Source organism: Thalassospira australica (assembly GCF_000763295.1).
GTDB lineage: Bacteria > Pseudomonadota > Alphaproteobacteria > Rhodospirillales > Thalassospiraceae > Thalassospira > Thalassospira australica.
On sequence record NZ_JRJE01000020.1, the window covers coordinates 146867 to 159737 of the forward strand.

Sequence of the window (12871 nt, forward strand, 5' to 3'; positions counted from 1 at the left end):
GGTCAGTGCCGGGGTTGAGTGGAGATTGCCTGTTTTGTTTTTCGAAATAAATGATAGTATTTCCAAAACAGTATTTCGGTTTTGGGAATTATTGAATGGATATCAACAACATTCGTTTGTTCGTGCTCGCTGCCGAAAAACAAAACATTGGCTCCGCGGGACGGGACTTGCGAATATCTCCGGCACAGGCGACCACCCGTCTGGCAAAGCTCGAAGCCGAACTGGGTGTCGAATTGTTGCACCGCTCAACGCGCAAAGTTTCCCTATCTCAGGATGGTGCGGACTATCTTCCCTATGCGCGCGAGATATTGGCCCAGGATGATGCGGCGCGCGCCGCATTAGGCAAACAAAGCATGCAACTCAAAGGCACCATTCGCTTTGCCGCCTCAAGCACCTTTGCCCAACTTTACATTGCGCCACTCGTTCCGGATTTTCTGGCGGCTTATCCTAGTCTGGCGCTGGATCTGAAATTCTCTGATACGCAGTTTAACCTTATTGAAGGCAGCTTTGATCTGGCCTTGCGGAGCGGACCACTTGTGGATTCTGCCCTGAAGGGGCGCAAATTGGCCGATGACCCGCGCATTCTGTGTGCATCACCAGATTATCTGAGTGCACAGAATCTGCCGCTTGATAGTGTTGACGACCTCGCAAAACACAGTCTGATCGGTTTCAGGGATGGTGCCCCCCGCCCGCTTGCGCGTGAGGGTAAAATCGTCGGCAATTTTGATCCGAACCGTTCGGCTGGCAGGTTGATCGTTGACGACGGCACCAGCCAAAAGGTCGCGACTATGGCAGGTGCCGGGATTTCCGCCAACTCGCTTTGGAGCGTGCATGAACAGATCATGTCAGGTGAACTGGTGCATGTTCTTCCTGATTTGGAAGTAGCCGATGGCGCTGTACTTTGGCTGGTCTACCCGCAATCCAACATCCTGTCGCCCAAGGTTCGCGCCTTGATCGATTTTCTGATGAACCGCATTGGCAAGTCTCCCCCGTGGCTGGACGGCAAGGTATGATCACTGCGCTTTTTGCGGCCTGATTATTTTCAAAATCGGAATTTTGATTTCTGATAATAGGCATTTATTTGGGCTTTCCGGTGCTTCAAGCTAACAGGCTTGGAAAGGTTTGAAAGCAGGAGCCCGCGATGTCCGTTAGCGGATATGTCAATTACCACATTAAAAGCCCGCAACCGCAGGCCTTTCATATTGATGCGGACGGGGTTACTGGCGTGATCAAGGCCCCGGAACTGGTGACAACGCAAATCGCGCTGACCGACCTTCGGACATACGCGGACGGCGAACCGGTATTTGAAACCGATGGCGTTGAATTCGCCCCATGGCCAAACGTCACGCAGATTGATGCAAACGACCAATGGCAAGCCGCATATGACGGGGAAATCCGGGCCTTTTTCACCAAACGGCTTGGCGCGCGCGAAATCATGATTTTCGATCACACCCACCGTATCGACAGCCCCGATGCGGTGCGCAAACCCGCACGAAATGTTCACAGCGATTACACCGCCACTAGTGCCGAACAACGCCTTACTGATCTGCTTGGCACAGCAAAGGCAGATGAATGGCGTAAAGGGCGCTTTGCCTTTGTCAATGCCTGGCGGCCGGTGGAAAACCCGATCAACAGCTCTCCACTGGGTTTCATTCGCCCCAAAAGCATTTCGCCACGGGACTGGGTTAATATCGCGTTGATCTATCCTGATCGGCGCGGCGAAATTCTTGGTCTTGTTGCAAATCCGGCCCATGACTGGGTTTACCGATCAAGAATGACACCAGACGAAATTGTGTTTTTCAATATCTATGACAGTGCGGGCCTGCCGCCGATTGCCCATAGTGCAATTGACCGGACAGAAGACCCCAACCAGAACACGGTGCGCCAAAGCATCGAAACCAGAATGCTGGTGCGCTACTAGGGGGCTGTCCCCAAAAATCGGCACCGACACCTTTTAACTCAGGAAATTGAGGCACTAATGAGCAAGACAATTCTGATCACCGGATCAACCGACGGCATCGGATTGCTAACAGCAAAGACGCTGAAAGCTGCCGGTCACACCGTATTGCTGCACGGACGCAGCCAAACCAAACTCGATGCTGCCGCCGCCGAACTGGGCGGGGATGTGCAAACATATCTGGCGGATCTGTCCGATATGAAGGATGTCAGTGCACTGGGCCAATCCATTCTGACAGATCATAAAAATCTTGATGTCCTGATCAATAATGCCGGCATTTACAAAACCGCAAACCCGATTGTTAACGGCTATGATGTGCGATTTCTGGTCAACACACTGGCCCCCTTGCTGCTAACCCGGATGTTGTTGCCGATCATCCCCGAAGACGGGCGGGTGATCAACCTGTCCTCTGCTGCGCAGGCTGATGTCGACCCGGCGGCAATCGCCGGGACACGCACGGTGGGTGATTTTGACGCCTACGCCCAAAGCAAACTGGCCTTAATCGTCTGGACCGAAGACCTTGCACGCAGCCATCCGAACGGCCCGGTCTTTGTCGCGGTCAATCCGGGATCGTTACTAGCCTCCAAAATGGTCAAGGAAGGATTTGGCGTTGCCGGAAATGATCTGAGTATCGGGTCTGATATTCTTTGTGCGGCGGCAACTGACGCCGCCTTTGCAACAGCATCGGGCAAATATTTTGACAACGATGCCGGCAAATTTGCCCCGCCGCATGCCTCAATCCAGAACGCGGCAAAATCCCAAGAAATCCTGCAACAGATCGAAACCACACTGGCAAGTCTGATGGGTTAATTCTGGCTGGTTAATTCTGGCGACTTAAATCAGGGCTGCGTTCCAATATCGAGCGGGGTACTCATCCCCGCACGATAAGGATATTGGGCAAAGATCGAGGCAACAGCAGCGCGCACCGTTTCATTTGGCGCTTCGCGAACCGAACTTGTCACACGCGATACAGCCGTTCCTTCCCAGACCATCTGGCTGCTGTGGCGGTTGACCAGATCGACGGTCAAGGTGCCCTCGGTGTAGCTATCGACATAGCCCGGCTCAACATAGCCCGGCCAGCCAACATACATCCCGCCGCGATATCCGTAATATCCACCGACATAGACCGGCGGGGAGGTGCGCGTTTTTTCCTCGGTCTTGAGGTGGAAGTTAATCAAAAGATCAGGCTGTTCGATATCAAGCCTGTATCCCCGTGCCTCCATGGCAAGGGCAATGGCATCCTCGATCCGTTGCCCCGACAGTGTCTGGTACTCGGCCTCGGCATTTTTGCCTGCTGCTTCAAGAAAGGCATAGGTCCGGAACTGACCGAAATCGGCGGTCGGATCGGCATCCGTATAAACGCGCGGGCCACTGGCACAGGCCGAAAGCATCCCCACCAGCACCCCGGCGATCACAAGTTTCACTGTCGTCAGCTTATTCATTGCCCGCGTCCTTTATTGCCCGAGTCCTTAATTGATTATCGTGATCCTTTTTGATCACGTGCCTCATAATAGTATGACGTTTCAGAGCAGCTATTTCATCATTAGAAAATGAAGTGATGATGGCAAAACATCTCGGGGCCCAAGCGCATTCAAATGAATGACGCCATCAGGCCCGATCAAGTCGATTACTGGCAAGCGCCTTGGCAAACCCGACCCCGACCAGACCGGCAATATGACATTGCGGTTTTCGATCCGCCTGATCGGCAACAAGCTTGCCGAAATCACGCACAAATCCGGTGCGCGGATAATCGCGCAGGATCTTGCCCCGGACATCGGCATGAATGTTCATCACCTGCATGCCAACCACATCCACGCCCGCACCAAGATGAAGCAACAATCCCTCCGGGTCGCGTGGTCCGGTATGGCAAACTGCGGAATGCAGTGCCATCGCTTCGTGAATGATATCAGCCTTCTCGGGATCATATCCCTGCTGCCCAAGCCAACGATGGGCACAACCGGCGGCCTCGACCTCAAACGAGCCCGGACCATCATGCTCAGACGAGGCAAGTGAAATGTCATGCAGGATACTTGCGATATGAAGCACTTCCCGATCAAAGCGCACATTGTGATAGTCGGCCAGGGCCACGCCAAAGGCAAAACTGCGAAGCCCGTGATACTGCACAAAATCCGGCTGGATCGCGGCCGCCCATTGGGTGGCCTCCTTTGCAATGGCACTATCGGGCACACCAAGGTGATCAAGCACGGCCCTGTCCGGACGTCCAAAGCCAAAAGACTGGCGCAGGTCATAAAACTTGTCACGTATGCCAAGTCTGGCGAAGTTGAACAGCAGGGCGGCCTTGGAATCACGGCCAAGTTCGGTGGTCAGGGCGCGGGGCATGACGGGGACTTTCGTGCGGTGGTGGGGCTTATTGGGAAGACGCGGTTTAGGACGGCCGGATCAGCACATCGGCAGCATGGCGCAGATCGTTAATCTCATCATCAAGGATCGCGCGATCATTCATCGCATGGGCCAAAACAATCGCTCCCTGCCATCGCAAGACGAACTGACGCGCAGTTTTCTGTGCTTCCACGCCATTCACCCCGGCCTGATCAAACTGATCGGCCAACCAGTTGATCAAACTGGCAAAAATCGCCTGCCCGGCGTCCCGGGTGGGGCCAAAGCCATCCTCGTTCGGGATATCAAGCATCAATCGCGCCACCGGGCAGCCATACTGAACCCGGCGCGGCGTCATGGCATCGAGATAATCAAAGAAGATCGCCAAACGTTCGGCCACTGTGCCATCCGGTGCGATGGTCGCCAAAAGTGGGGTAAATTCGCCTTGCATGGTTTCCATAGCGGCCTGGGCCAGATCGTGCTTTTTCGGAAACCGGTAAAACACCCCGCCCGGCGGCAAGCCCGCCTCTTTGGCAACCGTCTGGATCGTTGCGCCGTGATACCCATCGCGCCAGATTACATTCATCGCGGCACGGGCAAGCTTTTGGCGTTTTTCTTCGGGTTTGAGTTTTTCGGCCATGACCATCACCATAAAATAAGTAAGTTAACTTACTTAATATCAAACATCGCCCCCCTGTCAATCGCCTTTTCGTCGTCTTATTCCCGCGCTACCAAAGATCAGACGTTTGAAAGCCGCGCATTTGCGTGTACCACTTACCGCTAACAACACGCGCCAAAGCGGCGCAAGACCATCAACACGATCCGGAGCAACCGTGAAAAACAAGCAATTCACCCTTGCCGATATCCGAGATGCGGTATCGGCGGGCGCGCTGAGCGAAGACGCCTTTGCACGGCTGGAAGATTATCTGGCGGAGCAATCGCAAAACGCCCCCGAAACGGAAAAATTCACCCTGTTTCGCGGCATGAACGACATTTTCATCGCCCTTGGTATCACGGCACTCACCATCGGCTGGTTTGTTTTGTGGGGTTTGCTTGCCAATGGCCCGGTCTTCTGGATCGCGCCGCCGCTTGCCATGATCGCCTATGTCGCCCTGGCGGAATATATCGCCGGCCGGCTCAAGGCATCCCTGCCCTCGATCGCAATCATGGCCGCCCTTGGCGCAACACTGATGATCTATGTGGTTGCGATTTATATGTCCCTTGTCGGACCAACCGGGCAACTAGCAGATCTTGATACGGTGATTGAATTCGGCCAACGATCGATGAATGTGCTGGTTCTGGTTGCCGTGATCGGCTTTGCGTTCCAGCTTGGCTTTTTCCTGCGCTATCGCCTGCCGGTATCCTTTGCGCTGATTGCGGCGGGCATCATTGGCGTGTTCTGGTCAGCCCTGATGGCAACATTTGGCCCGGCAGCAGAGCCCTATATCCCCTATCTGATCACAGCGACCGGCATTCTTTTGCTGGCCTTGGCAATCTTTATCGACAGCCGCGATCCAAATCGGGTCAATGGCTGGGCGGAATGTGCCTTCTGGCTGTATGTGTTTGGCGCGCCGCTGACCATCCATTCGATTGCCGCCACGTTTGAGGCCGCAGCCCTTGCGATGATCCCTGTGATTATTATCGCCATGGTGCTATCGCTGATCCTTGATCGCCGGTCCCCGATCATCAGTGGCCTGATCTATGTCGGCTATCTGCTGCAATCAGGCTTTGAAGGGGCGGCGATTGATCCATCCATGACGATTGTTCTGGTCTGCTTCATAGTTGGCGGGCTGGTGATGGCGTTCGGGGTTGGCTGGCAACGCGCGCGTCATGTGCTGCTGGCCCCGTTTGAACATCATCCGCTGCGCCGGTACCTGCCGCCAAGTTAACGACACGCAAAGGCACCCCGCAAGAATACAAAGGCCCGCCCATACCCCCTTTTACGCAACCAATTAACAGGAACAATCAACTTTTAGTTGACGCCTTCTTCAAAAGAGGTCGAAAATTCGAATTGAAACCCATTGAGTGCGTTTTGGGGGCCATCAAAACAGGAGGGTGAATTGCTTAAATTTTCACGCCGTGCAGCACAGGTCATTGCGGGGTCATCAGTTCTACTAATCGGCGCTTGCAGCAACGGCATTCATGATCAAGTCGTTGGTGGCAGCGCGTTACTGGGCGAACCACAAGTCGGGGCACTTTCCACCACCGCGTCCTATCGAACCGTGATCGCCAAATTCAAATCTGATGCCGTTGTATGCCCGGAACCACCGCCCGATGTTGCTGTTGCCGTCACTGCGGCACTTACTGCAAGCCTCAGTGCGGAAAGCAAAAGCCTTGATGCCGAAGGAACGGCCGAACTATCGCGTGCAGTAGCAGAGAGCATCACACCACTTTTACGCAGGACGTCTGCTGTGCAGTTTTACCGGGATGCGCGGTCATATAACTGCTTTGCCCATATGAATGGTGCGCTGACCGCAGAACAATATGCCGCGGCAAACACTGCACTCATGCTTGCGGCAAAAGACTTGCTTCATGCTGAGATCGAAAAGGGGTTTGAGCACATCGACCCACAAGCCATGCAAAACAGTATTGATGAAATGGTTAAGGCCGTCAAAGACTTGGAAAAGCCCAAAAGCGACGACTGATACCGCGCCAAAGAAAAGCCCCGCAACAAGCATTGCGGGGCTTTCTGATCATCTTCAATCTGCTATCATCAAGCGCTCAGGTCTTCACCCGCAAGCGCCCGATCAATCAGCGCAACGCTTTCATCAAGACCATAGAGTGCTATGAACGATCCCATGCGCGGGCCCTGTTCCTGACCGAGAAGCACTTCATACAGCGTTTTGAACCATTCACGCAGGTTTTCGTAATTGTGGTTTTTGCCCACGGTGAAAACCTCGGTCTGGATATCAGACGGCTCGGTACCCGGTGCGATCTTTGACAGCGCGTCGCGCAGATCTTTCAATGCGGCCTGCTCTGCCTCGGTCGCGGCACGGTATTTTTTCGTCGGCTTGACGAAGTCGTTGTAATAGTTGATCGCATAGCCGACCAGCTTGTCCAGATATGGCGAGCTTTCCGGGGTTGCGCCGGCGACGTAACGTGAAATGAACTTCCACAGCAGGTCGCGGTCATCGGTGTTGCACACCGAAACAAGGTTCAAAAGGATACCAAACGACAGCGGAATGTCACGATCCGGTGCCGTACCGGCATGAATGTGCCAAGCCGGGTTCTGCAGGATCTTGGTCGGGTCGGTCTCGGTTTTAAGCTTTTCGGCAAAGGTCAGGTATTCATCCACGGTTTTCGGGATGACATCGAAATACAGACGCTTTGCGGTTTTCGGCTTCTGGAACATGAACAGCGACAGGCTGTCTTCCGGTGCATATTTCAGCCAGTCTTCCATCGAAAGACCATTGCCCTTGGATTTGGAGATTTTCTGCGCGTTCTCATCCAAAAACAGCTCGTAGTTAAAGCCTTCCGGCGGCTTGCCGCCCAGCGCCTTGACGATCTTGTTGCCAAGTTCGACCGACGGAATAAGGTCCTTGCCCGCCATTTCGTAATCAACACCAAGCGCATACCAGCGCATCGCCCAGTCAGGCTTCCACTGCAGCTTGCAATTACCGCCCGTGACCAGCGTTTCGACAAGATCACCGGTTTCCGGATGTTCGTAAACGATGCTGCCCGACTCAGGCTTGAGTTCGGTGACTTTGGCCATCAGGACCTTGTTGGTGCCCGGCTCGACCGGCATGAACGGGCTATAGGTCGCGCGGCGTTCTTCGCCAAGGGTCGGCAGCATGATTTTCTGGATCGCGTCATACCGTTCGAGAAGACGCAGCAAAGCCGCATCAAACATGCCCGACTTGTAGCAATCGGTCGAAGATTTGAATTCATATTCAAAGCCGAAACCATCAAGGAAGTCGCACAAACGCGCATTGTTATGATGGGCAAAGCTTTCATGGGTGCCAAACGGATCAGGAACGCTTGTCAGCGCCTTGCCAAGATGTTCGGCGACCATATCCTTGTTCGGGATATTGTCAGGCACCTTGCGCAATCCATCCATATCATCGGAAAAGCAAAACAGCTTGGTCGGGATATCACACATGGTTTCAAAGGCGCGACGGACATAGGTCGTACGCGCAACTTCGCCAAAGGTGCCAATATGTGGCAGACCCGACGGACCATAACCGGTTTCAAAAAGCACATAGCCCTTTTCAGGCGCCTTCTCCTTGTACCGCTTGACCAGCTTGCTGGCTTCCTGAAAAGCCCAGACGTTGCTGTTAAGTGCGGCATCTCGAAGATCGGTTGTCATTTTTGAAACCTTGTTTGTCAGTTGAATCGTTTAATTCTCGGGAGATATACGTATCACGCGATCTCTTCGATCGCATGTTTGCGCGAAGCTATACCCCACTTCGGGCGAAGATCAAGCACCTGTTGCGCATAGCAGCCAAATAATCACCGATTTCATGCCGTCCCGGTCCCGGCACAGGCACCATCACAAACTCAAAAACCGGGCCCTGAAATGCCAATGCCCAACAGAAATCATTTTGCCGTCAGCCACAGTCAATTGCGCGACACTGCAAGGCGCTCGAAAGCCGCCCCTTCAAGATGATTGTGTCCAAATAGTTTCACATGACAAACCAATAGCAAACTTTTCATATACTTTATTCTACTTTAGAATAAGAGCCGAAAGTGCCGTGCCCATATTCTATGCCAAGTCATTGAGTTTGATCGCATAACACTGGTTTGCGATCTGCACCACGAAAGAACAGGTCGGAAGGACGGCTGAATGAACTTTTCTTCCTTGTCCCTTGGCGCCAAGCTGACAGTTGCAAGCGCCTTGGCCATCGCAGTCTGCCTGATCGCAGGCATCTCCCTTCAAACAATCCAAACCGGCAAAACCACCGAAAACCTGACCGCTGGCGAAGCGCGCGCCGTGGCCAGCCATCATGCAGAACAGGCCGGAAGTGTTCTGAATGGCGGCATGCTCGTTGCCAAAAACCTTGCCGGTGCATTTCGTGCCATCCGCGAACAGGGCGGTGCAGATCGGAAGGCCTATAACGAAATTCTCAATCGCACGCTGATGGATAACCCGTCACTTGCTGGCGCCTGGTCGGGGTTTGAGCCCAATGCGCTGGATGGCAAGGATGGCGACTACAAGAACGAAGGCGAACCATTTGGCGATGGCAGCGGTAAGTATGTGACCTACTACTATAACTTTGGTGACGGCATTACCCCCTATCACCTGACCGGTTTGGATGATCCATCGGTCAATGAATATTACACCACCCCGCGTGACACCAATAAACCCTATGTCACTGATGCCATTACCTATGACATTCAGGGCCGTGACGTTGTTCTGACGTCCTTTGTCTATCCGGTACAAAATCCGGCGGGCAAGTTCCTTGGCGTTCTGGGGGTTGACCTTGAACTCAATGCCCTGTCCGAACGGTTTGCCGAACTGACCCCGTTTGGCACCGGCACGGTTAATCTGGTCTCGGCCCAGGGCACGTGGGTTGCCCATGAAGACCCGGACGTGCGCGGCACCACACTTGCCAATGACAACACCGTTCATGCCGCCATCCTTGAGGCCATGAAAAGCGGCAAACCAACCCGCATCGACGATGATACGACCATGCACATGATTGTCCCGGTCGAAATCGCTGGATACCCCAATCAATGGGGCGTGGTTGTCAATGTGCCACTTGCGACGGTTTATGCACCGGCAGACAGCCTGCGCAATGCCACCCTGATTGGCGGTGTGATCCTGCTTGCGATTGTGATTGGCGTTGTTCTGTTTTCGACCACAAGCCTTGTGTCCCGTCCGATGACCAATGTTGCCGGTGTGATTGATCACCTGCAAAAGGGCAACTTTGACATCACGGTCCCCTATCTCAAACGCGATGATGAAATCGGGGCAATTGCCAAGGCGCTAGAGGCTTTCAAGGAAGCATCCGCTGGCATGCAAAAGGCTGAACGCGAAAAGCTTGAAGCCGAACAACGCGCAAGCGAAGAACGCAATCGCACGCGATTGCAGATGGCCAACGATTTTGAAAAGTCGGTTGGGTCCATTGTTGTCAATGTTTCTGACAGTGCCGAAAACATGGAAACGGTTTCCCGTCAGATGCGCCGGGCGGCCGATGAAAGCTCCGAACAGGCTGTGGTGGTTTCTGCCGCCGCCGATGAAGCCAGCGCCAACGTGCAAACAGTGGCATCGGCGACCGAGGAGCTCTCTGCCTCCATTCAGGAAATCAGCTCTCAGGTGTCAAAATCCTCTGACATCTCCAGCACGGCTGTTGACGAAGCATCGCGAGCCAATGCCATGGTCACCGGCCTGGCAGAGGCCGCAGATCGCATTGGCGAAGTCGTCAGCCTGATCAACGACATTGCGGCCCAGACCAACCTGCTGGCCCTTAACGCAACGATCGAAGCCGCGCGCGCCGGGGAAGCCGGCAAAGGCTTTGCCGTCGTGGCACAGGAAGTTAAAAACCTTGCCAATCAGACTGCCAAGGCAACCGAAGACATCGCCCAGCAGATCGGGTCCATTCAATCGGAAACGCAAAACACGGTCGGCGCAATTGAACGGGTGACGGAAACCATTTCCAGCATCAATGAAATTGCCACCGCCATTGCGTCTGCGGTCGAGGAACAGGGGGCGGCCACCGCTGAAATTTCGGGCAACGTACAACAGGCCGCCGCAGGCACGAACGAGGTGTCTTCCTCGATCGGGATTGTACGCAATACGTCACAGGAAACCGGTGAAGCCGCATCGAACGTGCAAGCAGGCGCAACCCAGCTTGCCGATGAAGCCCGAAATCTGGATCAACAGGTCAAAAGCTTCCTTGATCAACTGCGCAATATCTAGGGTCAGGCCCCTAGAACCGGCAAACGCACTAATTCACAACACATCCAATGACGGCACCGGTAACCGGTGCCGTCATTTTGTTGATAGCCGCCCCATTAAGTGATTGAATTGTGCAAAGTCTTCGCTTTAGGCCCCTTCAGACAAGGAAACCGCCCATGCTGCCGCTGCCCGTCACAATTTTCACCACTGGTGTTTTCGCCCTGATGCTGACGACACTGGACTTGCTGGTTTCACTGCGCCGTCGCGACCTGAAACTTTTGATGGGCGATGGGGATGATATGTCGTTGCGCCGCCGCATTCGCGCGCACGGCAATTTCATCGAAAATGCCCCAATGATCATTCTGTTGGTGCTGGCGCTTGAAGCCGTATTGGCAACGTCAAACCTTGTCTGGCCCGTCGCCGTTATTCTGATTATATCGCGCCTGTTGCACGCCATCGGTGCCATAAGCGGCAATCCGCGTTTGATTTTTCCGGCAATGCTCAGCCAACATGCGATCTTTGTGATTTGTGGCATCTGGCTTCTGATCCAGACACTGAGCCTTCTTGCCCAGGCAGCATGATGATGGTGAACACACCCGCTTCAGACTCTGTCGTCGTCAAACGCCTTGGCACCTATCCGCAAGAAGCTCGCGAAAAACTGCTTTGCATTCGCGCATGGGTCTTTGAACTTGCGAATGCGGACACCTCAATTGGCAAGATTGATGAAAGTCTGAAGTGGGGGGAACCGGCATGGCGGCCGAAATCCGGGGTTGGCACAACCATCCGGGCAGACTGGAAGGAAAAGACCCCTGATCAGGTCATGGTGTTCTTTGATTGCAAAACCGATCTGATTGATCGCACCCGAAGCCTGCTGTCAGCCGATCTGACATGCGAAGGCAACCGTGCGATTGTCCTGCCGCTTGCTTCTGCCCTTCCCGAAGCGGCACTTAAAACCGCACTTGGCTGGGCGTTGACCTATCACCGGGACCGCAAAGCAACCCGAGCTTAGGGCGCAAACTCATAGCTTTTTGACACTGGCATCCATCTGATCACGCAGGGTGCGTAAATCACGATTCAGGCGTTTGGCCGTTTCAGTATCCAGCCCTGTTGCCTCAAGAATGCAGGGGGGAACGTCCTGTGCCTTTTCCCGCAGAACCTTGCCGACCTCCGTCAGGCGAACCCGCACGGACCGTTCATCTTCGGGATCACGTTTGCGCACGACAAACCCGTTGGCCTCAAGACGCTTGAGCAACGGCGTTAACGTGTTGGATTCCAGATACATCTTTTCGCCGATGCTGCGCACCGACTGATTGTCTTCCTGCCAGAGTGCTACCATCACAAGATATTGCGGGTAGGTCAGGCCAAGCTCGTCAAGCAACGGCTTGTAGATGCGGTTGAACGCATGCCCCGCCGAATAGACCGAAAAGCAAAGGAAGTTTTCAAGCTGCAGAAGATCATCTTTGGAAGACCCGTTCATCGGCTTTGGTCCATCTGTATGTGTGACACCTTGTCAATGACATCAGGCCCCCGCCCGCAAACCGGAGCATATCCAGCCCGGCGACATCCGGCGACCTGAAGATCAAAGCGGACAACATTAAATCGTGCACAATTTAATTGCAAGCGATTTCATCGCATACCTGATTTGCAAATATTTATATCGTACACGATTTAATTGTGTGCGATATAACATGCCATGAACAACACACCGCCCGGTCTTACGGGCCTTGAAAGGATGAAAA

General features: G+C 53.9%; 13 protein-coding genes. 8 read left to right on the forward strand and 5 right to left on the reverse strand.

Annotated elements, in window-relative coordinates:
* Positions 1 to 95: 95 nt before the first annotated feature.
* From JF44_RS0109825 to JF44_RS0109835, 3 genes are all read left to right on the forward strand, one after another.
* A complete protein-coding gene (locus tag JF44_RS0109825) occupies positions 96 to 1013 on the forward strand; it encodes a LysR family transcriptional regulator (RefSeq protein ID WP_033068788.1) in 918 nt (305 codons plus the stop codon).
* 128 nt (positions 1014 to 1141) lie between these two features.
* On the forward strand, positions 1142 to 1921 hold the full coding sequence (locus JF44_RS0109830) for a CmcJ/NvfI family oxidoreductase (RefSeq protein WP_033068789.1): 780 nt from the start codon (positions 1142 to 1144) through the stop codon (positions 1919 to 1921).
* Between the two features lie 57 nt (positions 1922 to 1978).
* Complete coding sequence (locus JF44_RS0109835; RefSeq protein WP_033068790.1) at positions 1979 to 2767, forward strand: SDR family NAD(P)-dependent oxidoreductase; 789 nt, start codon at positions 1979 to 1981, stop codon at positions 2765 to 2767.
* Between the two features lie 29 nt (positions 2768 to 2796).
* Here the strand turns inward: JF44_RS0109835 and JF44_RS0109840 are convergent, their stop codons facing one another.
* The 3 genes from JF44_RS0109840 to JF44_RS0109850 all read right to left on the reverse strand — a co-directional run bounded on the left by JF44_RS0109840 (position 2797) and on the right by JF44_RS0109850 (position 4934).
* Complete coding sequence (locus JF44_RS0109840) at positions 2797 to 3399, reverse strand: DUF4136 domain-containing protein (protein ID WP_033068791.1); 603 nt, start codon at positions 3397 to 3399, stop codon at positions 2797 to 2799.
* Between the two features lie 166 nt (positions 3400 to 3565).
* Positions 3566 to 4297 carry an HD domain-containing protein gene (locus tag JF44_RS0109845; protein WP_033068792.1) on the reverse strand — a complete coding sequence of 244 codons (732 nt, stop codon included), beginning with the start codon at positions 4295 to 4297 and terminating at the stop codon, positions 3566 to 3568.
* 46 nt (positions 4298 to 4343) lie between these two features.
* Positions 4344 to 4934 (reverse strand): TetR/AcrR family transcriptional regulator, encoded by a 591-nt coding sequence (locus tag JF44_RS0109850; RefSeq protein ID WP_162181397.1) that lies wholly within the window; start codon positions 4932 to 4934, stop codon positions 4344 to 4346.
* A gap of 193 nt (positions 4935 to 5127) precedes the next feature.
* On the opposite strand from JF44_RS0109850, the gene JF44_RS0109855 reads away from it, so the two are divergent.
* Together JF44_RS0109855 and JF44_RS0109860 are read left to right on the forward strand one after the other, a co-directional pair.
* The gene (locus JF44_RS0109855; protein WP_033068794.1) at positions 5128 to 6183 is read left to right on the forward strand and encodes a hypothetical protein; all 1056 of its coding nucleotides are present in this window, start codon (positions 5128 to 5130) and stop codon (positions 6181 to 6183) included.
* 171 nt (positions 6184 to 6354) lie between these two features.
* Positions 6355 to 6939: a hypothetical protein gene (locus JF44_RS0109860; protein WP_156111646.1), complete on the forward strand. Its 585-nt coding sequence runs from the start codon at positions 6355 to 6357 to the stop codon at positions 6937 to 6939.
* 68 nt (positions 6940 to 7007) lie between these two features.
* Here JF44_RS0109860 and JF44_RS0109865 read toward each other — a convergent pair whose 3' ends face one another.
* Positions 7008 to 8600, reverse strand: a complete 1593-nt coding sequence (locus JF44_RS0109865; protein WP_033068796.1) for a lysine--tRNA ligase — start codon at positions 8598 to 8600, stop codon at positions 7008 to 7010.
* A 477-nt stretch (positions 8601 to 9077) separates the two neighbouring features.
* On the opposite strand from JF44_RS0109865, the gene JF44_RS0109870 reads away from it, so the two are divergent.
* The 3 genes from JF44_RS0109870 (at position 9078) to JF44_RS0109880 (ending at position 12141) form a co-directional block, all read left to right on the forward strand.
* Positions 9078 to 11153, forward strand: a complete 2076-nt coding sequence (locus JF44_RS0109870) for a methyl-accepting chemotaxis protein (RefSeq protein WP_052065701.1) — start codon at positions 9078 to 9080, stop codon at positions 11151 to 11153.
* A 155-nt stretch (positions 11154 to 11308) separates the two neighbouring features.
* Positions 11309 to 11713 (forward strand): MAPEG family protein, encoded by a 405-nt coding sequence (locus JF44_RS0109875; protein WP_033068797.1) that lies wholly within the window; start codon positions 11309 to 11311, stop codon positions 11711 to 11713.
* A gap of 5 nt (positions 11714 to 11718) precedes the next feature.
* On the forward strand, positions 11719 to 12141 hold the full coding sequence (locus JF44_RS0109880; protein ID WP_052065738.1) for a DUF1801 domain-containing protein: 423 nt from the start codon (positions 11719 to 11721) through the stop codon (positions 12139 to 12141).
* A gap of 9 nt (positions 12142 to 12150) precedes the next feature.
* Here JF44_RS0109880 and JF44_RS0109885 read toward each other — a convergent pair whose 3' ends face one another.
* On the reverse strand, positions 12151 to 12609 hold the full coding sequence (locus JF44_RS0109885; RefSeq protein ID WP_156111647.1) for a MarR family winged helix-turn-helix transcriptional regulator: 459 nt from the start codon (positions 12607 to 12609) through the stop codon (positions 12151 to 12153).
* Between the last annotated feature and the right edge of the window lie 262 nt (positions 12610 to 12871).

Bases quoted from the DNA above. Each gene is read 5' to 3' on its own strand.
- JF44_RS0109875 (WP_033068797.1), top strand. From the start codon at position 11,309: ATGCTGCCGCTGCCCGTCACAATTTTCACCACTGGTGTTTTCGCCCTG.
- JF44_RS0109840 (WP_033068791.1), bottom strand. From the start codon at position 3,399: ATGAATAAGCTGACGACAGTGAAACTTGTGATCGCCGGGGTGCTGGTG.
- JF44_RS0109850 (WP_162181397.1), bottom strand. From the start codon at position 4,934: ATGGCCGAAAAACTCAAACCCGAAGAAAAACGCCAAAAGCTTGCCCGT.
- JF44_RS0109830 (WP_033068789.1), top strand. From the start codon at position 1,142: ATGTCCGTTAGCGGATATGTCAATTACCACATTAAAAGCCCGCAACCG.
- JF44_RS0109825 (WP_033068788.1), top strand. From the start codon at position 96: ATGGATATCAACAACATTCGTTTGTTCGTGCTCGCTGCCGAAAAACAA.
- JF44_RS0109870 (WP_052065701.1), top strand. From the start codon at position 9,078: ATGAACTTTTCTTCCTTGTCCCTTGGCGCCAAGCTGACAGTTGCAAGC.
- JF44_RS0109835 (WP_033068790.1), top strand. From the start codon at position 1,979: ATGAGCAAGACAATTCTGATCACCGGATCAACCGACGGCATCGGATTG.
- JF44_RS0109845 (WP_033068792.1), bottom strand. From the start codon at position 4,297: ATGCCCCGCGCCCTGACCACCGAACTTGGCCGTGATTCCAAGGCCGCC.
- JF44_RS0109865 (WP_033068796.1), bottom strand. From the start codon at position 8,600: ATGACAACCGATCTTCGAGATGCCGCACTTAACAGCAACGTCTGGGCT.
- JF44_RS0109885 (WP_156111647.1), bottom strand. From the start codon at position 12,609: ATGAACGGGTCTTCCAAAGATGATCTTCTGCAGCTTGAAAACTTCCTT.